A 20,010-nucleotide genomic window follows, 5' to 3' on the forward strand; every position below is an offset into this window, starting at 1 on the left:
ACTTCGTTGATTTATCGATATCGGCGATTTAACAGCCAGATAATTTTACGTTGTTAATTTCACCTTTTATGGCGCAAAGAAACACTACATGACATGGATAATTATTGCTGTTTTGATCGTGGTTTTTATTGTGGGCTATCGTGTATTGACATCTGATACCCGCAAATCCGTCGATACACTGGCTAATTTACTGAAGATAAAACCTATTTATATTGAATCAATGCTGCAAGAAATGGGGCCACGCCAAACACAAATGTTCATTCGCTCCACCAGCAATGGTTATGCTGAAGATGTCAGAAAGGCAGCTTATCTGGTATTTATCTACCAAACCTTTATCAAAGACCCCTCTGATGAAAATGTGACACAATGGCGAAATACGCTGATTCGTTCACATATATCCCCAATGCTAACAACCGAACATACTGAAGCAGCTCTGTTCTATTTCGCTGAACTGGATTTAGATGCCTTTGAATTAGCGCAATTTCGCCGTAATTATAATCTGCAATTTAATCAGGAAGCGGACGCCGTATTGCATTGATGGTGACATTACGGCGCAATGAAATTGATTGCGGCTGGCGATGAGGAAATTTACGGGAACATACTGTTCAGGTAGCGCAATAACATTTCTCTTGAGCTAAATCCATGGGCAATACCGTAGCGGTCTTCGGTTTCTCCCGCGAGATAAAGCGGAAACTCAACATATTTATTACTGATACGAAGTGTTGCCGTGGGTGTCGCAAATAATAAACTCTTATCTTTCTGCGCCGGGTGAATAATCAATGCCGTCCTGCCCATGCGGGCTTCCCGATTGACATACACGTAATGCTCTACTTTTCGATAACCGTAAGCCTGATCAACCGTATAATCTCGCTCAAAGCCGGCATTCTCCAGGACTTTAGCCACTTCATCTGGCCGTAAATACATTTACTTCCCCTCTTTTTAACTACTATTGAGCGACCTTACCGTAATAAATAAGGGAAACCACCTCTTTGTTGGCTCAAAGTGACTATTTCGGAATAGTCTACACGCCAAAGGCCACAAAATATCCCACTGACACCACAGCAGCTCAAGCCGAATAACACGACTTTTTTCGGCCCCAATAAATCAGCATATCGCCCGGCATGCGGGCCACTGAGCAAAGTGGCAAAATATTGGACGCGAATAAGCATGCCAGGCCCTTAACCCGTATAAACTCACGATTGAAATTGGATTTAAATAGGTTAATGGCGGTGGGGATAGCAGTATCAGTTTGGCATAGCCGGCTGATAAGCTGGAATAAAAAGAGAAAAGTGATATTCACAGATGATATAGAAAACAATAAGTTACCTTCATCAGCCACATATTTTGCACTGATGCTAGATGACGGAATCGGTGAGAAACAGCACGCAGGCAAGTAATACACCACACAGAGTCATCACACTGAAAATCAGTTCGAACAAATAGCGATTGATCATGATGATTAGCCTATAAAAAAAGACACCCGGTATTAACCGGGTGTCTGGAATTGGCTAGACTGCGCGGTGCTCAGTGGCCCGCATTCCGGCGTTATTATGCAGCTGGAGCAGTAGCTGATTTTTTAGCGGCTTTATGGTGTTTTTTAGCAGCCTGTGCTTTTTGAACTGGTGCTTTTTTCACTTGTTTTTTAGCAGCTTGCGCTTTTTGAGCCGGTGCTTTCTTCTCGTGTTTCTTAGCAGCTTGTGCTTTTTGAGCTGGTGCTTTCTTCTCGTGTTTCTTAGCAGCTTGTGCTTTTTGTTCTGTGGTTGCTTTGTGTTTTTTATGATGAGTTGCTTTAGCCGGTGCCGCTTTTTCTACAGCTGGAGCAGCAGTAGTGCTGGTTGCAGCTGGTGCTGCTGTAGCAGCCGCAGTTGTTTCAGCAGCGAAAGCAACAGAAGACAGACCCATAGTTGCAGCAACGATCAGCGCTAATACTTTTTTCATTTTTAAATCCTCAGAGTTTGTTTCGCTAAGCCCCCGGTGGGGCCGTTGAAAGAATCATAGAGGAATGGATTTTTTCTTTCCGTGAGTCATTGGTTTCGTTGAGTAACCAAATGTACAAAGCCATCGTGGTGATTATTTGCACTGTGCAATGGTAGATATATCCATTTACAATCAGCACCTATCAAGCTTACGTATCTTGGCGCGCAGTGAGTTACGCTAAATACACAACTCATGGCTTTCTCTGGAGCTGCATATGCCATCAAACCTCAAACTAAGCCGTGCGAATATGGCGAGTATTGGTTTCAGCAGCGCTATTTTACTGTCACTGCTGTGGATATTCGCCCGGCACTGGGCCGATTTTGTGCAGTACTGTATTAACTTTCAGATTTATATGCACCGCTATTTAGTGCTTTACCTGCTTAAACAGCAAAATAATCAAACCGGCGCGGGATTGATGCTAGCCCTGTTTAGCTTTATTTATGGCTTTTTACACTCTATTGGGCCGGGGCATGGCAAATTTGTTATTACCACCTATCTTGCCACCAGCCGCGAGAAAGTGACCACCAGTCGGCTTATTACTTTTCTCGGCAGCCTAATGCAAGGGCTGGTCGCTATTGCATTTGTGGTTATTCTTGGCGTGATATTCAATTTATCAATGGGTGAGCTTAGCCTTAGCCGCTTTTATGTCGAGAAAGCTAGCGCTCTATTTATTGTGTTATTTGGCTTGGTGCTTATTCTACGTGCCTCAGGTATCCGCCCATTCATGCTTTTTCGCCGCCAGCGCCAAGCGGTTATTAGCCATATCGGGCAACCGTTGGCCACCAAGCCCACTCAGTCAATACTGGCAGCGCCCTCTTCTCATCAGCACACTGAGGATTGTGCTTGTCGCCATATGCCATCAGCCGAACAACTGAATGGCGGCTGGAAAACCTACTTATGGGTTATTGCCTCGATTGGTATTCGCCCATGCAGCGGCGCAATCCTGATTTTAGTATTTGCCAATGCTATCGGTATGTTTACCTGGGGAATAATAGCCGCCATGAGCATGGCGCTGGGCACCGCGCTGTCAATCATGATAATCGCGACACTGGTTTATCATGCACGTGAAAAGCTGATTAGCATAAATAGTCAAATACTGAGCGGACAACTGATTCATGCCGCACAGATTGCCATGCTCATCGGTGGGGTGCTATTGATTCTATTCGGTTTAGTGCTGTTTAGCTCGGTCATACCCATCAGTGCAAACGGCGACTTTATCGCTGCAGGCTGCTAACAGTCTGATTCAATTTGCTCCTGCAGCCAATTTACTGGCGCGGTGATGGTCTATGCTTAATGCTCATCACAGAAAATGGAGAGTCAAATGTTCAAAAAATCAGAAAAGGTAGCAAGAGATCTCGACCAGGACGTGACCCTTCTGGCAGATACTCTTGACGATGTCTTGCGCTCATCAGGTGAAAAAACCAAAGAGGAGCTTACCAAGGTGCGCCAAAATGCCGAGGGGGTATTACGCGATGCTCGAGCGCGTTTCAGCGGCTCGACCAGTTTGCAACAACATGCACGTGATGTTGCCAGCAATACCGATAATTATGTACATGATAAACCATGGCAAGGTGTTGGGATTGGTGCCGCGATAGGCCTGGTTGTGGGTATGCTGCTCGCTCGCCGCTAATAGTGCCGGCCGATAAACCTACAGCCCATTCCCTCACTACTGTGTGTTTATCGGTGGCCCGAGTGATATTCACTGCGGGCCACTACTTTCACCACCATCGCTTTATCACGCCAAGCTACTGTTCCGTTTGACGATAAAATAATTTTGCTAACTCTGACTACCTGCCGCTATATCTGTGTTTCTGCAGCTCAATGGGTAAACCCCAGCAGCATATGCTCTTAACTCTCGGGCAAAAAAATATTTTAACTCACCTTTTACGGCCCAAATTGGCCACCAGCCCCGTGCTCACGGATGTGTCCCTGAGTTGTGCATGACTCGCGACCAAATAACTACATATAGTGTGGTTGAATTAAACCAATACTATATATAGTATTAAATCTATCATTCACGAGAATAAAATCGAGGCTGATAATCAGGGGCAGAGGGTCGAGGCACACTAACAATCTGCAAAATCCGCCTTTTCTTAAGATAAAAGGTAAATGCGAATCATGAGCATTATTATTTACAGTAAACCCGATTGTGTCCAGTGCAATGCAACCTATCGAGCGCTGGATAAACAAGGTATTGCTTATCAGGTCATTGATTTAACTGAAGACTCACAAGCCTTGCATTACGTGAAATCTCTTGGTTATCAGCAAGTTCCAGTGATTGTCGCCGGTGATGAGCATTGGGCTGGCTTTCGTCCTGACAAAATAACTGCGCTGGTTCAGGCCGTCGGGGCCTGATGAGGGCCATGAAATGAATCCGCTGGTGTATTTTTCCAGCTCTTCGGAGAACACTCACCGTTTTGTCGGGAAGCTGGAGCTCCCGGCAATACGCATCCCGATTGCTGGTGCGCGGGAAAAGCTACGAGTGGAGCAGCCCTATATCTTGTTAGTACCCAGTTATGGCGGTGGCAGCCCAGTCGGGGCCGTACCGATTCAGGTGATTAGATTTCTCAATGATCCCCATAACCGTTCATTGATTCGCGGTGTGATTGCTGCGGGTAACACTAATTTTGGCGACGCCTATTGCCTGGCAGGGAAAATTATTGCCCAAAAATGTCAGGTTCCTTATCTGTATCGCTTTGAACTACTGGGTACAGCAGAAGATGTGGTAAACGTGCGCAAGGGAGTAACTGAATTTTGGCAACGACAGAACTGAGAATCACCGACCCATCCCACAGTGAACTGGACTACCACTCACTGAACGCGATGCTGAACCTCTATGATGCAGACGGGCGTATCCAGTTTGATAAAGACCGCTTGGCGGCGCGGCAATATTTCTTGCAGCACGTTAATCAAAACACCGTGTTCTTCCATAACCTACAGGAAAAACTCGATTATTTGGTTGAAGAAGGATATTACGAGAAAGAGGTGCTGGATAGGTATGATTTCAGCTTTATCAAAAGCTTATTCCAGCAAGCCTACAGCAAAAAATTTCGCTTCCCCACTTTTCTTGGCGCATTTAAATATTACACCAGCTATACCCTGAAAACCTTTGATGGCAAGCGCTATTTGGAGCGCTATGAAGATAGAGTTTGCCTGGTTGCCCTGACATTAGCGGCCGGTAATCAGCAAGTTGCACGAGATTTGGTGGAGGAAATCATCTCTGGCCGCTTCCAACCCGCCACCCCCACATTTCTCAATTGCGGCAAAAAACAGCGCGGCGAGCTGGTCTCCTGCTTCCTGCTGCGCATTGAAGACAACATGGAATCGATTGGCCGCGCCATTAACTCAGCACTGCAATTATCAAAACGTGGCGGCGGAGTGGCTTTTCTGCTGACCAATATCCGCGAAGTCGGCGCACCCATTAAGCGCATTGAAAATCAGTCATCCGGTGTAATTCCCATTATGAAAATGCTGGAAGATGCTTTTTCCTATGCTAATCAACTCGGTGCGCGTCAAGGTGCGGGGGCGGTATATCTCCATGCTCATCACCCTGATATTTTGCGTTTTCTTGATACCAAACGCGAAAATGCCGATGAAAAAATACGCATTAAAACCCTGTCGCTGGGGGTAGTTATCCCGGATATCACTTTTGAACTGGCGAAGAATAATGAGGAAATGTACCTGTTTTCTCCTTATGACGTAGAGCTGGTTTATGGTGCCCCCATGTCTGAGATCAGTATCAGCGAAAAATACCGCGAAATGGTTGATGACAAGCGCATCCGTAAAAGCAAAATCAAAGCGCGAGAATTCTTCCAGATTTTGGCGGAGATCCAGTTTGAATCTGGCTATCCCTATATGATGTTTGAGGATACGGTCAATCGCGCCAATCCAATTAAAGGCCGGATCAACATGAGCAATTTGTGCTCAGAAATTTTGCAGGTTAATTCGCCCACTGAATACAACGATGACCTCAGCTATCGCCATATTGGCAAGGATATCTCCTGTAACCTTGGTTCGCTGAATATTGCCCAAACCATGGATTCACCAGACTTCGGCAAATCGATTGAAACCGCCATTCGTGGGCTAACTGCGGTCTCTGATATGAGCAATATTCGCTCAGTACCATCGATTGAAAAAGGCAATCAAGAATCCCATGCTATCGGCCTTGGGCAAATGAATCTGCACGGCTATCTGGCACGCGAACGTATTTTTTACGGCTCAGAAGAAGCGCTGGATTTTACCAATATCTACTTCTACACCGTGGCATATCACGCCATTCGCGCCTCCAACCAGTTGGCGCAGGAACGCGGCAGCCACTTTAAAGGCTTCGACCAATCAACTTATGCTTCGGGCCACTATTTCACCAAATATATAGCACAGCGCTGGCAGCCGAAAACGACCAAAGTTCAGGCGCTGTTTGATAAGGCGGGAATTTCCATTCCGGATCAACAAGATTGGGCTGCTTTACGCCAGTCAGTAATGGAACACGGGATTTATAATCAGAACTTGCAAGCGGTGCCGCCTACCGGCTCGATTTCGTATATCAATCACTCGACATCCAGCATCCACCCGATTGTCTCGCCAATTGAGATCCGCAAAGAGGGCAAAATTGGCCGAGTGTATTATCCCGCACCTTACATGACTAACGATAATCTTGAATATTATCAGGATGCTTATCAAATAGGGCCAGAAAAAATCATCGATACCTATGCCGAAGCCACCCAGCATGTGGATCAGGGGCTATCACTGACACTGTTCTTCCGCGATACCGCCAGCACCCGCGATATCAACAAAGCGCAAATATATGCCTGGAAGAAAGGGATTAAAACGATTTATTACATCCGATTGCGTCAGATGGCGCTCGAGGGTACGGAAGTTGAAGGCTGTGTTTCCTGCTCACTGTAATACACACCGCTGAATCAACAGAATCGGATTAATAAGGAAGTCATCTATGAATGCAATAAAAACAACAAAACACATCAGCGCCATCAATTGGAATAAAATTGAAGACGATAAAGACTTGGAAGTCTGGAACCGCCTAACGGCTAACTTTTGGTTGCCGGAAAAAGTCCCGCTATCAAATGATATTCCCTCCTGGGCTAAACTCACTGCTGATGAGCAACAGCTGACTATCCGGGTTTTTACTGGCCTAACCCTGCTGGATACCATCCAAAATACACTGGGTGCCCCGGCGCTAATTAAAGACGCGATAACCCCGCATGAAGAAGCGGTTTTTTCAAATATTAGCTTTATGGAAGCTGTGCACGCGCGCTCTTATAGCTCAATATTTTCGACCCTATGTATGACATCAGATGTCGATGAAGCCTATCGTTGGAGTGAAGAAAATACCCCGTTACAAAAGAAAGCCGATATTATCCTTCAGTATTATAATAATGATGACCCACTGAAGAAGAAGATTGCCAGCGTATTTCTGGAATCATTTCTGTTCTATTCTGGATTCTATTTACCCATGTATTGGTCTAGCCGGGCCAGATTAACCAACACCGCTGACCTTATTCGCTTGATTATTCGCGATGAAGCGGTTCACGGATATTACATTGGTTACAAATTCCAGAAAGGATTAGAAAAACTTGATAATAACCGCCGGCAGGAAATAAAGAATTTTGCCTTCGACTTGTTGCAGGACTTATATGACAATGAAGTACATTATACTGAGAGCCTTTATGATGGCGTCGGCTGGACAGAGGATGTCAAAAAATTCCTTCATTATAATGCTAATAAAGCACTCATGAATTTAGGTTATGAAGCCTTATTCCCCGCCAGCCAAGCTAATGTCAACCCGGCCATTTTGGCGGCATTATCACCAAATGCGGATGAGAATCACGATTTCTTCTCCGGCTCAGGTTCATCCTATGTGATCGGCAAAGCAGTTAATACTGAGGATGAAGACTGGGATTTCTGAGCTTCCTTCACCCGCATAATATTCCCCCTTTTTTCATGGTATGACAAAGGGGGGCATTTCCTACTCGTGCGCCAGCGCCAGCAGAGCCGCCCCAGCCATTAAAACCTAAACTTTCATCGAGCCGCCTATTTGGCTACAGGCCAGAGTATCAGGGGGATTCGGCGTTGTTCTCGATAAAAATATAACCCTCAATAATATTAGAAGTATATTACTGATATATGTGCAATATTCACACTATTAACGTTCCAATTAGCGGCCAGCTTCACCTGCGATATTAGTCCACTGATCAAAAGAAAAAATCCACAATATTAACGCCAGTAAATTAACGATTTTAAAAGGTATATATTGAGATAAAGACTATTGAAGCTTTGATTATAAGAACATTGAGGGTTGCCTCAGATTCTCACTGTGTTAGGGTATATGGCGTTTTATTTTTTCATCAGGACAACATCTTTCGAATAAACATAATTTAGAATTGACAGAGGAATACACCAGCTGCATGGCAATTAAACTCGAAGTGAAAAACTTATATAAAATATTTGGTGAGCATCCCGAACACGCTTTTAAACTACTTGAATCAGGTAAAAATAAAGAGCAGATATTTGCCAAAACCGGTTTGTCCGTTGGCGTTAAAGATGCCAATCTGGCCATTGAAGAAGGCGAGATATTCGTCATCATGGGGTTATCCGGTTCCGGTAAATCCACCCTGGTACGCCTTCTCAATCGTCTGATAGAACCCACTCGTGGTGAAGTACTGATCGACGGCGAAGATATTGCCAAAATATCCGATAGCGCCCTGCGCACCGTACGCCGTAATAAGATAAGCATGGTCTTCCAATCCTTTGCATTAATGCCCCACTTGAATGTGCTTGATAACACGGCGTTCGGTATGGAATTAGCGGGCGTCCCACAGCAGGAACGTCACGAAAAAGCCTTGGAAGCATTACGTCAGGTCAGTTTGGATAATTATGCTTATTCTTACCCTGACGAACTCTCTGGTGGGATGCGCCAGCGCGTGGGTTTAGCCCGCGCTATGGCAAATAACCCCGATATCTTATTGATGGATGAAGCATTTTCCGCACTCGACCCATTAATTAGAACTGAAATGCAAGATGAGTTGGTCAAGTTGCAGGCCAAACATCAGCGCACTATTGTCTTTATCTCTCATGACCTGGATGAAGCCATGCGCATCGGCGACCGCATCGCCATTATGCAAGGTGGTGAAGTGGTGCAAATCGGCACACCGGATGAAATCTTGAATAATCCGGCTAACGATTATGTGCGCACCTTCTTCCGTGGTGTCGACATCAGCCACGTCTTCAGTGCCAAGGATATCGCGCGCCGTCGCCCGGTATCTTTGATCCGTAAAACACCGGGTTTTGGCCCGCGTTCAGCATTAAAACTGCTACAAGATGAAGACCGCGATTACGGCTATGTGCTGGAGCGCGGGCAGAAATTTATTGGCGTAGTATCGATAGATTCACTGAAAAAAGCATTAGCAGAAAGCCAATCACTGGATAGTGCCTTATTGACTGACCCAGCACCGGTTCCTGCGGATATGCCCCTCAGTGAGTTGATTTCACTGGTTGCACAAGCGCCGTGCGCGGTTCCCGTGGTCGGTGAAGACAACAGTTTTGTCGGTATTATTTCCAAAGCCATGCTGCTGCAGGCCTTAGATAAGGAGACGCCAAATGAGTGATCAAATCCAGGTTGACAACCAAACAGTCAGTAACCCGTGGGCCACAGATACAGCAGCATCCGCCATGACAACCGATGCCCCTCAGACTTTGTCAGCCGCGGCTGACCCATGGGGAGCAAGCATGGCCGAGGGTAGCCGTGCAGCAAGCAGTGCCAGCCATGAGATTGCCGCTCAGAGCCAAGCGGCACAAAATACCGATTGGCTAAATAGCGCCCCGGCGGCGGCACCTGAGCATTTTAGCCTGATGGACCCATTCCACACCACTTGGCTGCCACTGGATTCTTGGGTCACTCACGGCATTGACTGGGTGGTGCTGCATTTCCGCCCGCTGTTTCAAGGCATTCGAGTGCCGGTTGATTTTATTCTCAGCGGTTTCCAACATTTATTACTGGGGATGCCCGCACCGGTGGCAATTCTAGTGTTTGCACTGATCGCCTGGCAGTTCTCCACCTTAGGGATGGGGGTGGCAACATTGGTGTCACTGATTGCCATCGGCGCTATCGGCGCATGGTCGCAAGCCATGGTGACACTGGCGCTGGTGCTGACCTCACTATTCTTCTGTATCCTCATCGGGCTACCGCTCGGGATATGGTTGGCGCGCAGTAATAACGCCGCACGAATCATTCGGCCATTACTGGATGCGATGCAAACCACCCCCGCATTTGTCTATTTGGTGCCTATCGTCATGTTATTCGGCATTGGTAATGTCCCGGGAGTAGTGGTCACCATTATCTTTGCTCTGCCGCCGATTGTCCGCCTAACCATTCTGGGCATCAAGCAGGTGCCGGAAGATCTCATCGAAGCTGCGCAATCCTTCGGGGCTAACCCACGCCAGATGCTATTCAAGGTGCAATTACCCCTAGCGATGCCCACCATCATGGCCGGTGTCAACCAGACCTTAATGCTCGCACTGTCGATGGTGGTTATTGCCTCGATGATTGCCGTGGGCGGTTTAGGTCAGATGGTACTGCGTGGTATTGGTCGTCTTGATATGGGGCTAGCCGCCGTCGGTGGTGTCGGTATTGTGATTCTGGCCATTATCCTTGATCGCCTGACACAGTCATTAGGCCGTGACCGCCGCAGTAAAGGGGTCGGCCGCTGGTATGCCACCGGCCCTATTGGGCTGCTCACCAAACCATTGCGCCACAACAATCCATCACGATAAATAAACTCAATTAATTGAGTTTAATGACAAAGTCGGAAAGAAGACCGAGATACTCGGGTCTAGTACAGCGTGGGGCACTCCGGTGGCTCACGCCACTACGCCCCCATCACTGTTCTCCCCCTAAAAATTGGCTTCATCAGTTATTTGTATGGGTCCAACATAAAATCCACACGCCAATCACTCACAGACATTAAGCATCATTGTCGCAGGCAGTTTGGCACTGCTCTGGTTCAAAATGGCAAGTAAAATAGCTTAATAAAGAGGAAAATTATGCGCACGACTGGAATCTGGGCCTTGGCCCTTACCACACTTTTCAGCACTCAGTTATCCGCCGCAGAATTACCGGGCAAAGGCATCACTGTCCAACCGCTGCAAAGCACCATTTCGGAAGAAACCTTTCAGACCTCACTGGTCAATAAAGCACTGGAGAAACTCGGTTACGACGTCCAGCCGACCAAGGAAGTTGACTACAATGTCGCCTATTCTTCTATTGCTGGCGGGGATGCGACTTATCTGGCGGTAAACTGGGAGCCGCTACATAACGACCAATATGCCGCAGCCGGTGGTGACAGCAAATTCTACCGCCAGGGTAACTATATTGAAGGGCTGGCGCAGGGGTATTTGATCGACAAAAAAACCGCCGATAAGTATCACATCACCAATATTGCGCAGTTAAAAGACCCGAAAATCGCCAAATTGTTTGATGCTAATAATGATGGCAAAGCTGACCTCACCGGGTGTAACCCAGGTTGGGGTTGTGAAGCCCCCATTAATCATCAAATTCAAGCTTACGGTTTGAGTGACACAGTGGCCCATAATCAGGGTAACTATGCCGCCATGATTGCCGATACCATCACGCGCTACAAAGAAGGTAAACCCATCCTGTATTACACTTGGACGCCATATTGGGTCAGTGACGTATTGGTTCCCGGTCGTGATGTCGTCTGGTTGCAGGTGCCGTTCTCATCCCTGCCGGATAAAACTATCGACACCAAACTGTCTAATGGCGCGAACTATGGCTTCCCACCCAGTGTGATGCATATTGTTGCCAACAAAAAATGGGCCGAAGCTAACCCAGCAGCCGCTAAGCTGTTCTCTATCATGAAATTATCAATTAATGATGTGAATGCTCAGAACATGCGAATGCATGCTGGTGAATCTTCAGATGCTGATATCGAACGTCACGTCAATGGCTGGATCCAAGCACATCAGGCGACCTTTGATGGTTGGGTAAAAACGGCCGCAGAAGCGGGGAATGCTAACACCGCACAGTAACTCAATGGCTTATTGACGTGTTACTCGAGGGGGCAATAATTTTTTGCCCCCGAAATGTCAAATGACAAAGACACTCCCAAAGTCATTAGCATTGCAGGTCAGCGGCAAGGAAGTACAGCAGCCGGCGGCTTCACATACGTCGCGGATTAGATACAACGAAGCCCTGAGTTATTGCTAACTCAGGGCTTCTAAATGTTGGCGGTGCGGACGGGACTCGAACCCGCGACCCCCGGCGTGACAGGCCGGTATTCTAACCGACTGAACTACCGCACCACGCTGCTGTTCCGGTTAAGAACGATTCGGATAATACGTATGCAATCCAATCTCGTCAACACTTTTTCCTGTAAAATAAGCCGTTTGCGCAGTTTTTCATCTGGATATTGCATTAATCTGCGCTGGTGTGCTCTGGGGTCTCCAGCGGCATCCGCCACAGACAACTCCCGCCCTTCTTCATCACTAAATCCAGACGCGATTCGTGGGCCGCTATCTCATCCTCTGCGGCATAGATTATTTTCAAGCCAGATGCTGGCCGGGTAATGCGCTGGATATCATCTGAAGCTTCATTTAGCGACTGATCAGCGTCCAGTGAAAAAGAAAGCGATGTCTGGCCGCCGGTCATCGCCAGATAAACTTCGGCCAGAATTTCGGCATCGAGTAACGCGCCGTGCAATGTACGCTTGGTATTATCTATCTGGTAACGGTCACACAGTGCATCGAGGTTATTTCGCTTGCCTGGGAACAGACGGCGCGCCAACAACAAGCTATCGGTGATGGTACAGAAGGTTTCCGTCTTCGGGATGTCCTGCTGTAACATCCGGAATTCATAATCCATAAAGCCGATATCAAACGCCGCGTTATGGATAACTAATTCAGCACCGCGGATAAACTCGATAAACTCGGGGGTAATATCCGCAAATGTGGGCTTATCAGCCAAAAACTCATCGCTAATACCATGAACACCATAGGCTTCAGGATCGACCAGCCGATCCGGTTTGATATAAACATGGAAGTTTCTGCCGGTCAGGCGGCGGTTGATCACTTCAACCGCACCTATCTCAATAATCTTATGGCCTTCATAATGAACGCCCAGCTTATTCATACCGGTGGTTTCAGTATCCAGAACAATTTGTCTGGTCGGGGTAACTTGCATATTGCCAGTGCTCATAGCGCTCGTTTATGTCAGACTTAACGTTTAATGAAACGGATAGGAAGAGTCTACCAGAGATGACTAAGCAGGTAGAAATTTTCACCGACGGATCTTGCCTTGGCAATCCGGGGCCCGGTGGTTACGGCGCAATTTTGCGTTACAAACAACACGAAAAAACCTTTAGCGCTGGCTATTTCCTGACAACCAATAACCGTATGGAGCTAATGGCGGCCATCGTCGCATTAGAGGCCTTAACATCACCTTGTGAAGTGACACTCAGTACTGACAGCCAATATGTACGTCAAGGTATTACCCAGTGGATTCATAACTGGAAAAAGCGCGGCTGGAAAACAGCTGACCGCAAGCCGGTGCGGAATGTTGATTTATGGCAGCGCCTGGATCTGGCCATCCAAGCCCATACAGTGCAATGGGAATGGGTAAAAGGTCATGCCGGTCACCCAGAAAACGAACGTTGCGATGAACTAGCCCGCCAAGGCGCGAATTCACCGACGTTAGCCGATACCGGTTATAACCCCGACTAACCTTTCAACCTTGGCGTTGCTGTCTAGTCAAGGTTGGTCGCGATAGCTTTTTGTTGCGCCAACAGCTCGGCTAAACCAGGGTTTGCGGGCACCGAACTTCATGGGATTAAACGTCAATGGGATCGTGCGCTTACGGGCAACAATCAAACTGACACAACCCAATGCCGGCAGATGGGTGCTGATAAAGCGCCCACCTTCTTTATGCCACGGCAACACGTGAAAACGCGACAAATGCAGCACTTCATAATTCAATAAGATCAGCCAATCCAACAGGCGCATCTGGGTAAACATGCGGCTAACATGGGGCTGCCGCTTTCGTAATAGCGGCACCAGCTTGCCAGCGCCGACTATGCTCATGGGATTAAAGTTACTGATAACCAGCCAACCATCATCAATGAGTACACGGTCCACCTCACGTAAAATACGGTGCGGATCAGCAGCATAAGCTAAAGTATGAGACAGTAAACAAGCATCGACCGATTTCTCAGCAAAAGGTAACTGATATGGGCTGGCCAAGACTTGCATATTTTTGCCCTGCTCCCCCACATTAACCTGATGGGAGATAGCACATTTATCGCTCGCAATTTCAGCGCTCAAATGACCGATTTTCAATAAATGGAAACCAAAGAGTTTCGGCCACCAGGGCTGCAATTGCTGCTCAATCGCCGCACGATAATACTCTCCCCAAGGTAACTCAGCCCAAGATGCGGGCACATCAATCTTTTGCCGTGTTTGCGCTGGTTTCATGTTTTAACATCTTCTTTCAAACTATGGCCAATAAAAGAGGTATCCAATGAATCTTATCAGCATTCCGGCATTTCAAGACAATTACATTTGGTTATTGGCCGATGCCCAAAAACACTGTGTCATTGTTGATCCCGGCGAATCAGCGCCCGTGCTCAGCGCTCTAAGTCAAGGCCAATACCTTCCTCAGGCCATCTTATTAACCCATCACCATAATGATCACGTCGCAGGGGTGGCTGATTTACGCCGCCACTACCCTGATATTCCCGTTTATGGCCCGCAAGAAACCGCCAATAAAGGGGCGACAATAATGGTAAATGGGGGCGATAACCTGACAATTGGTACTCAAAATTACCGCGTTATGGCCGTGCCGGGGCATACTCTTGGACATATCGCATACTACAGCGAACCTTATCTTTTCTGTGGTGACACACTATTTTCTGCAGGCTGCGGCAGACTATTTGAAGGCACTCCAGCACAAATGTACACGTCAATTCAACAGCTCGCGCAACTCCCTGACGAAACCTTAATTTGCAGCGCGCATGAATATACTCTCGCAAATCTTAAGTTTGCCCGCTTTATTCTGCCCTCAGACCAAGACATTGCCACATATCAACAGAAAATCATGCAATTACGGGCAAAAAACCAACCTAGCTTACCCGTAAAGTTGCAAACCGAGCGAAAAATTAATGTTTTTTTACGCTGTAATGACATTGATTTACAAAGGAAAATAGGCGTAATCTCGCCACCAGAGTCGCTTGTCTCAGTTTTTTCCGAATTACGCGCCCAGAAAGACCGCTTCTGAGCTTTTAGTTGTGTTTTTTATCGAAGCAAAGTATGATTGCTCGTCTTTTAAGCAACTACATTGACACACACATGAAGACCAAAGCGATATTTCTCGCCTCAGTCTTGCTTGTTGGGTGCCAGTCGTCAAAGGTGGGCGTTCAGGCTCCTGTACAGCATGCACAGAGTTTGTCTTCGGCAGGTCAAGAGAGTGAAGCAGGAGAGTACACAAATAGCGCCCGAGAGGGCAGCGCGCGATGGCTAGATAGTGAGAGTGGCCTCGCGCAGCAAGATTTGTGGAACTTCATTAGCGACGAGCTGAAGATGAAGGTTCCGGAAAATTCCCGGATCCGTGAACAGAAACAAAAATACTTAAAAAGTAAGAGCTATCTCCACGATGTAACATTACGGGCAGAGCCGTACATGTACCTGATAGTCGAGCAAATTAAGAAACGTAAGATGCCGATGGAATTGGTACTGCTACCCATAGTGGAGAGCGCTTTTGACCCACACGCGACATCATCCGCCAACGCCGCAGGGCTGTGGCAGATAGTGCCAAGTACCGGTCGAAATTATGGCTTGAAACAAAACCAATGGTATGACGGCCGCAGAGATGTGGTTGCTTCTACCAAAGCAGCGCTTGATATGATGGAGCGCCTGAACAAAATGTTTGACGGTGACTGGTTGTTAACAGTCGCTGCGTATAACAGTGGTGAAGGCAGAGTCATGCAAGCGGTGAAAGCCAATAAGGCAAAGGGTAAACCGACGAATTTTTGGGCATTATCGCTTCCTCGTGAAACGGCAATTTATGTCCCAAAAATGCTGGCCTTGGGTGATTTAATCAAGAACAGCAAGAAGTACGGTATAACCTTACCTGAACCCGACAAAGACCGTGCATTAGCGCGTGTTGATGTTGGTCAGCAGATAGAGCTAACTCAGGCGGCTGAGATGGCGGGGATGTCACTGACAAAGTTGAAATCCTTTAATTCTGGGTATAAGCGCAATGTAACGGCACCGAATGGGCATGGCCCTCGGTATATTATGTTGCCGAAAGCCCATGCTGAGCAGCTCAAAGATTCATTGGCAGATACTGATATTGCTGCGGTTCAACCAACCAAATTGGCACAGAACAGCACCAAATCAGCATCAAGTTCGCAGTATAAAGTTCGCCCCGGCGATACCTTATCTACGATTGCCAAGCGGTTGAATATCAAGACCAGCGATTTGCAGAGTTGGAACAACTTACGTGCCTCGAGCACCTTAAAAGTTGGGCAAACCCTGCAACTGGCAAGCAATACAGCCAGCAACAGCATCACCTATCAAGTTCGTAAAGGTGATTCCTTTGCCAGTATTGCCAAGCGTCACGGTGTAAATACCGACGATGTGATGCGATGGAATTCGGTAATCAGCAAAGCGAATAAATTAGTGCCCGGTTTGAAATTGACGTTGTTTGTTAACAACAAATCGACTCCGGATGCCTAACATTAGAATCGATATAACGCTGTTAAAAAGCACCCTTCGGGGTGCTTTTTTTATGGCTGGAATTCGACTAACAGCGGATTGTGATCAGAGGCACGGGTGACTAATACCGAGGCATCGGCCAGTGTCAGCCCACGGTAAAATACAAAATCGAGGGGTTTGCCAAATGCTCGGCTACGGTTATCTGTATGAAATTCAACTTCTTCCAGACCTGAGCCCTGAGCAAAACGTTGTAAAGCATTCACCCGTTGGCGACTCCAGGCATTGAAATCCCCCGCCAAAATAACCGGGCCTCGATGCATGGCAATTTGTTCACCAATCGGCTCTAGCTGCTTACTGTAAACATCGACACCAAGACTGAAATTAACGGCATGAATATTCACTACCATCAATAGGCGGCCATCATGAATAGGGTAAACAGTGATTAATGCCGATTTAGACAAGCGCAGCAGTGGCTCGCGCTCGCGCAGTGGACAACAGTAGACTGGGTGGGTGGCAGCTAACGTCATCACACCTGAGGGGTGCTGAGGCAGCGCAAAGGCTGGCACCTGATCTGCCGCTTGATAATGGGACGTAGCGAACCTCACCAGCTCAGGTGTTGTTTGTGCTTCTTGCAGCAACATCAGTTGAGCATCCCGCCCGAACTCTTTAAGCACAGACAGCCATTCAGCCCGCTGCTGCTTAAAGATATTCCACACCATAACCCGCAGACATTCTGTTGTCGGTAATGGTGCGCCTGGCGGTAACCCTTGCCCCAATTGATTAGCAGAGCCTGGGAAAATCTGTTCAACCGGTTGACCTGCAACATACCGCATTGCATATGTTCGTTTCGGCACTTTAATGGCCTATTCCTTATTCAAAATCACTCTGGCTGGTGGGATAACCGCAGCCGGTAGTCCTCTAATTATACGCTTAGATGCCCCGGTCAGTAATGTCTTTTCCCAGCTTATGATGCTTATCTTGGGATATCCAAAGTGAGACTCAATGTATGTCATTCATAATGCACTAATAAGGCTTCTATTAACAAAAAACCCGCCAAAGCGGGCTGATAGTGGGTATTTGAAATGAAGCCTAGCTTGTCGCCACGGGGCGCAGGGACTTTTTATCGAGTTTACCGCTCAGTGTCACCAGCAATAATGCCCCGATAACAATCACGCCACCAATCCATGGCGTTTGTGCCAGTCCAACCCGAGTCACCGCCTGACCACCGATAATCGAACCTAATGCAATACCTATGTTGAATGCCGCGATATTCAAGCCGGAAGCAACGTCAACCGCCTGTGGCGTATACTCTTGCGCCTTTTGCACCACATAGACTTGCAAGCCAGGGACATTACCGAAAGCAAAAATACCCATGACCAGTAAGGTAATCAGTGCGGCAATACTGTGGCTGGCACTAAATTGGAAAACAAATAACAGAGCAGCCAGTGCAGTAAAGATAAAGCTCAGCGCAGCTACTGCACCATGGCGGTCGGCCAGTTTACCTCCCCATATATTGCCAATGGCAACTGAGACACCGTATGCCAGTAAAATCCAGCTCACTGCGGCGGCTGAGAAGCCGGACAACTCCTGCATCACGGGGGCCAGGAAAGTAAACATCGTGAAGAAGCCACCATACCCTAATGCAGTAATTGCATAAATTAACAGTAAACGTGGGTGAGTCAGCACCTGCAATTGCTGTTTTATACTGGCTGAAACTTGCTGGGGAATGTTATTGGGCACCAAAATGGCACTGGCAATAGTTGCGACCACACCAATCAGTGATACCGCAAGGAAGGTTTCCCGCCAGCCGAAATGCTGCCCAATAAATGTTCCTAGTGGAACTCCGGTCACCAATGCCACCGTCAAGCCACCAAACATAATGGCTATCGCTGAGGCGGCTTTCTCTTTAGGGACTAGGCTGGTGGCAATCGTCGAGCCGATGGAGAAGAACACCCCATGAGCCAGGCCGGTTAATAAACGAGCTATTACCAATGCTTTATAGCCGGGGGATTGCCAAGCTAATAAGTTACCTAAAGTGAATAACACCATCAGGCCAATCAATAGCATTTTACGTGGAATTCGCCCAGTTAATGCGGTTAGCACCGGAGCACCAATAGCAACTCCAAGCGCATAAATTGACACTAACAAGCCAGCGGAAGGGACAGAAACTCCCAATTGTTCGGCAATTGTCGGCACCAAGCCAACAATAACAAACTCCGTGGTACCAATAGCGAATGCGCTGATGGTCAGCGCCAGTAAAGCAAGTGGCATTATTTACTCCAGAAATTCAGTTCAATTAAAACGGGTCAATTTGATAGCGGAGATTATGGACCTATGTTTAAATGACAAAAATGCTCAAAATATCAAAATATTTTTGCTGGAGTAACAACAATGAAAGCAAACTCAGATGAGCTGATTACTTTCGTCACCGTGGTGGAATGTGGCAGTTTCAGTCGTGCGGCGGAGCAGCTTGAACAAGCCAATTCGGTCGTGAGTAGAACAGTAAAAAGATTGGAAGGTAAGCTAGGTGTCACACTGCTTAACCGCACCACACGGCAAATCAGCCTGACGCAAGAAGGGGAACATTATTTTCGCCGAGTACAAAATATTTTGCGCGACATGGCGACAGCTGAAAATGAGCTATTAGACAGCCAATTAAATCCGAAAGGATTGCTGCGCATCGATGCCTCGACGCCAGTGGTATTGCATGTTCTGGCACCTCTGATGGCTGAGTTTCGCCAACGTTACCCTTTAGTCACTTTATCGCTGGTCTCATCTGAAACCTTTATTAACCTTATTGAGCGAAAAGTTGATATTGCTATCAGGGTTGGCACTTTGCAGGATTCAACCTTACGCGCCAGGAAACTCATGACCAGCTATCGCCATCTGCTGGCCTCCCCTGCTTATCTAAGACAATATGGCACACCACAAACGGTAGCAGAGCTACAGCATCATGTCTGTCTGGGATTTAATGATTTACCGGTGTTAAATCGTTGGCCACTCGCCGGCCCTGATGGGCAACTTTATGAAATAACATCAGATTTAACCTCAAATAATGGTGAGACCCAGCGCCGCCTCTGCCTTGAGGGCAATGGTATTGCCTGTCTCTCTGATTTTATGATTCAACAAGATCTACAACGTGGGGATTTGGTGCCAATACTGGCGGAACAGACCTTGCCGGTCGCCATGCCAATTAATGCGGTGTACTACAGTGACCAAGCGGTCAGTAATCGGCTGCGCTGTTTTATTGATTTTATCAATGAGCGCTTAGTTTCGGGCCTTCCTACAACATAA

General features: G+C 47.3%; 20 protein-coding genes, 1 tRNA gene and 1 pseudogene. 14 read left to right on the plus strand and 8 right to left on the minus strand.

Annotated elements, in window-relative coordinates; genetic code table 11:
* Window positions 1–88: 88 nt before the first annotated feature.
* On the plus strand, window positions 89–538 hold the full coding sequence (locus tag D5F51_RS16780) for a DUF1198 domain-containing protein (protein WP_025379302.1): 450 nt from the start codon (window positions 89–91) through the stop codon (window positions 536–538).
* Between the two features lie 50 nt (window positions 539–588).
* Here D5F51_RS16780 and D5F51_RS16785 read toward each other — a convergent pair whose 3' ends face one another.
* From D5F51_RS16785 to asr, 3 genes and pseudogenes are all read right to left on the minus strand, one after another.
* Window positions 589–924: a DUF2002 family protein gene (locus D5F51_RS16785; RefSeq protein ID WP_025379303.1), complete on the minus strand. Its 336-nt coding sequence runs from the start codon at window positions 922–924 to the stop codon at window positions 589–591.
* A gap of 107 nt (window positions 925–1,031) precedes the next feature.
* Window positions 1,032–1,172, minus strand: a pseudogene (locus tag D5F51_RS16790) (MFS transporter); the annotation flags it as partial.
* A gap of 376 nt (window positions 1,173–1,548) precedes the next feature.
* Window positions 1,549–1,938: an acid resistance repetitive basic protein Asr gene (gene asr, locus D5F51_RS16795; RefSeq protein ID WP_129197994.1), complete on the minus strand. Its 390-nt coding sequence runs from the start codon at window positions 1,936–1,938 to the stop codon at window positions 1,549–1,551.
* 253 nt (window positions 1,939–2,191) lie between these two features.
* On the opposite strand from asr, the gene D5F51_RS16800 reads away from it, so the two are divergent.
* The 9 genes from D5F51_RS16800 to proX all read left to right on the plus strand — a co-directional run bounded on the left by D5F51_RS16800 (window position 2,192) and on the right by proX (window position 12,039).
* Entirely contained in the window at window positions 2,192–3,211 is a 1,020-nt protein-coding gene (locus D5F51_RS16800; RefSeq protein WP_129197996.1) for a nickel/cobalt transporter, read from the plus strand.
* A gap of 87 nt (window positions 3,212–3,298) precedes the next feature.
* On the plus strand, window positions 3,299–3,607 hold the full coding sequence (locus D5F51_RS16805; protein ID WP_025379307.1) for an ElaB/YgaM/YqjD family protein: 309 nt from the start codon (window positions 3,299–3,301) through the stop codon (window positions 3,605–3,607).
* A 488-nt stretch (window positions 3,608–4,095) separates the two neighbouring features.
* Complete coding sequence (locus tag D5F51_RS16810) at window positions 4,096–4,332, plus strand: redoxin NrdH (protein ID WP_129197998.1); 237 nt, start codon at window positions 4,096–4,098, stop codon at window positions 4,330–4,332.
* 13 nt (window positions 4,333–4,345) lie between these two features.
* The gene (gene nrdI / locus D5F51_RS16815; protein ID WP_129198000.1) at window positions 4,346–4,750 is read left to right on the plus strand and encodes a class Ib ribonucleoside-diphosphate reductase assembly flavoprotein NrdI; all 405 of its coding nucleotides are present in this window, start codon (window positions 4,346–4,348) and stop codon (window positions 4,748–4,750) included.
* Complete coding sequence (nrdE, locus tag D5F51_RS16820; RefSeq protein ID WP_129198002.1) at window positions 4,732–6,882, plus strand: class 1b ribonucleoside-diphosphate reductase subunit alpha; 2,151 nt, start codon at window positions 4,732–4,734, stop codon at window positions 6,880–6,882. Before nrdI ends, nrdE begins: the two co-directional genes overlap by 19 nt.
* A 46-nt stretch (window positions 6,883–6,928) precedes the next feature.
* Window positions 6,929–7,900, plus strand: coding sequence for a class 1b ribonucleoside-diphosphate reductase subunit beta (gene nrdF, locus D5F51_RS16825; RefSeq protein ID WP_129198004.1), 972 nt, complete (start codon window positions 6,929–6,931; stop codon window positions 7,898–7,900).
* A 499-nt stretch (window positions 7,901–8,399) separates the two neighbouring features.
* Window positions 8,400–9,599 (plus strand): glycine betaine/L-proline ABC transporter ATP-binding protein ProV, encoded by a 1,200-nt coding sequence (gene proV / locus D5F51_RS16830; RefSeq protein ID WP_129198006.1) that lies wholly within the window; start codon window positions 8,400–8,402, stop codon window positions 9,597–9,599.
* On the plus strand, window positions 9,592–10,764 hold the full coding sequence (gene proW / locus D5F51_RS16835) for a glycine betaine/L-proline ABC transporter permease ProW (protein ID WP_129198008.1): 1,173 nt from the start codon (window positions 9,592–9,594) through the stop codon (window positions 10,762–10,764). Before proV ends, proW begins: the two co-directional genes overlap by 8 nt.
* A 270-nt stretch (window positions 10,765–11,034) precedes the next feature.
* A complete protein-coding gene (gene proX / locus D5F51_RS16840; protein ID WP_025379313.1) occupies window positions 11,035–12,039 on the plus strand; it encodes a glycine betaine/L-proline ABC transporter substrate-binding protein ProX in 1,005 nt (334 codons plus the stop codon).
* 196 nt (window positions 12,040–12,235) lie between these two features.
* Here proX and D5F51_RS16845 read toward each other — a convergent pair.
* Window positions 12,236–12,312, minus strand: a tRNA-Asp gene (locus D5F51_RS16845).
* 112 nt (window positions 12,313–12,424) lie between these two features.
* Window positions 12,425–13,189, minus strand: a complete 765-nt coding sequence (gene dnaQ / locus D5F51_RS16850; RefSeq protein WP_025379314.1) for a DNA polymerase III subunit epsilon — start codon at window positions 13,187–13,189, stop codon at window positions 12,425–12,427.
* A gap of 74 nt (window positions 13,190–13,263) precedes the next feature.
* On the opposite strand from dnaQ, the gene rnhA reads away from it, so the two are divergent.
* Window positions 13,264–13,728, plus strand: coding sequence for a ribonuclease HI (rnhA, locus tag D5F51_RS16855; protein ID WP_129198010.1), 465 nt, complete (start codon window positions 13,264–13,266; stop codon window positions 13,726–13,728).
* Between the two features lie 27 nt (window positions 13,729–13,755).
* Here rnhA and D5F51_RS16860 read toward each other — a convergent pair whose 3' ends face one another.
* Window positions 13,756–14,475 (minus strand): class I SAM-dependent methyltransferase, encoded by a 720-nt coding sequence (locus D5F51_RS16860; RefSeq protein WP_129198012.1) that lies wholly within the window; start codon window positions 14,473–14,475, stop codon window positions 13,756–13,758.
* A gap of 46 nt (window positions 14,476–14,521) precedes the next feature.
* On the opposite strand from D5F51_RS16860, the gene gloB reads away from it, so the two are divergent.
* Together gloB and mltD are read left to right on the plus strand one after the other, a co-directional pair.
* Window positions 14,522–15,277, plus strand: a complete 756-nt coding sequence (gloB, locus tag D5F51_RS16865) for a hydroxyacylglutathione hydrolase (RefSeq protein WP_129198014.1) — start codon at window positions 14,522–14,524, stop codon at window positions 15,275–15,277.
* 71 nt (window positions 15,278–15,348) lie between these two features.
* Window positions 15,349–16,737: a murein transglycosylase D gene (mltD, locus tag D5F51_RS16870; RefSeq protein ID WP_025379318.1), complete on the plus strand. Its 1,389-nt coding sequence runs from the start codon at window positions 15,349–15,351 to the stop codon at window positions 16,735–16,737.
* A 50-nt stretch (window positions 16,738–16,787) separates the two neighbouring features.
* Here the strand turns inward: mltD and D5F51_RS16875 are convergent, their stop codons facing one another.
* Window positions 16,788–17,570: an endonuclease/exonuclease/phosphatase family protein gene (locus tag D5F51_RS16875; RefSeq protein WP_025379319.1), complete on the minus strand. Its 783-nt coding sequence runs from the start codon at window positions 17,568–17,570 to the stop codon at window positions 16,788–16,790.
* A 235-nt stretch (window positions 17,571–17,805) separates the two neighbouring features.
* Window positions 17,806–18,987, minus strand: a complete 1,182-nt coding sequence (locus tag D5F51_RS16880; protein WP_129198016.1) for an MFS transporter — start codon at window positions 18,985–18,987, stop codon at window positions 17,806–17,808.
* A gap of 120 nt (window positions 18,988–19,107) precedes the next feature.
* On the opposite strand from D5F51_RS16880, the gene yafC reads away from it, so the two are divergent.
* Window positions 19,108–20,010 carry a DNA-binding transcriptional regulator YafC gene (gene yafC / locus D5F51_RS16885; protein WP_129198018.1) on the plus strand — a complete coding sequence of 301 codons (903 nt, stop codon included), beginning with the start codon at window positions 19,108–19,110 and terminating at the stop codon, window positions 20,008–20,010.

The sequence above is a fragment of the Yersinia hibernica genome (genome assembly GCF_004124235.1).
Taxonomy (GTDB): domain Bacteria; phylum Pseudomonadota; class Gammaproteobacteria; order Enterobacterales; family Enterobacteriaceae; genus Yersinia; species Yersinia hibernica.

Bases quoted from the DNA above. Each gene is read 5' to 3' on its own strand.
- nrdF (WP_129198004.1), top strand. From the start codon at position 6,929: ATGAATGCAATAAAAACAACAAAACACATCAGCGCCATCAATTGGAAT.
- dnaQ (WP_025379314.1), bottom strand. From the start codon at position 13,189: ATGCAAGTTACCCCGACCAGACAAATTGTTCTGGATACTGAAACCACC.
- D5F51_RS16860 (WP_129198012.1), bottom strand. From the start codon at position 14,475: ATGAAACCAGCGCAAACACGGCAAAAGATTGATGTGCCCGCATCTTGG.
- D5F51_RS16810 (WP_129197998.1), top strand. From the start codon at position 4,096: ATGAGCATTATTATTTACAGTAAACCCGATTGTGTCCAGTGCAATGCA.
- nrdI (WP_129198000.1), top strand. From the start codon at position 4,346: ATGAATCCGCTGGTGTATTTTTCCAGCTCTTCGGAGAACACTCACCGT.
- asr (WP_129197994.1), bottom strand. From the start codon at position 1,938: ATGAAAAAAGTATTAGCGCTGATCGTTGCTGCAACTATGGGTCTGTCT.
- proW (WP_129198008.1), top strand. From the start codon at position 9,592: ATGAGTGATCAAATCCAGGTTGACAACCAAACAGTCAGTAACCCGTGG.
- mltD (WP_025379318.1), top strand. From the start codon at position 15,349: ATGAAGACCAAAGCGATATTTCTCGCCTCAGTCTTGCTTGTTGGGTGC.
- D5F51_RS16785 (WP_025379303.1), bottom strand. From the start codon at position 924: ATGTATTTACGGCCAGATGAAGTGGCTAAAGTCCTGGAGAATGCCGGC.
- D5F51_RS16800 (WP_129197996.1), top strand. From the start codon at position 2,192: ATGCCATCAAACCTCAAACTAAGCCGTGCGAATATGGCGAGTATTGGT.
- yafC (WP_129198018.1), top strand. From the start codon at position 19,108: ATGAAAGCAAACTCAGATGAGCTGATTACTTTCGTCACCGTGGTGGAA.
- proV (WP_129198006.1), top strand. From the start codon at position 8,400: ATGGCAATTAAACTCGAAGTGAAAAACTTATATAAAATATTTGGTGAG.
- rnhA (WP_129198010.1), top strand. From the start codon at position 13,264: ATGACTAAGCAGGTAGAAATTTTCACCGACGGATCTTGCCTTGGCAAT.
- proX (WP_025379313.1), top strand. From the start codon at position 11,035: ATGCGCACGACTGGAATCTGGGCCTTGGCCCTTACCACACTTTTCAGC.
- D5F51_RS16805 (WP_025379307.1), top strand. From the start codon at position 3,299: ATGTTCAAAAAATCAGAAAAGGTAGCAAGAGATCTCGACCAGGACGTG.
- D5F51_RS16880 (WP_129198016.1), bottom strand. From the start codon at position 18,987: ATGCCACTTGCTTTACTGGCGCTGACCATCAGCGCATTCGCTATTGGT.
- D5F51_RS16780 (WP_025379302.1), top strand. From the start codon at position 89: ATGACATGGATAATTATTGCTGTTTTGATCGTGGTTTTTATTGTGGGC.
- gloB (WP_129198014.1), top strand. From the start codon at position 14,522: ATGAATCTTATCAGCATTCCGGCATTTCAAGACAATTACATTTGGTTA.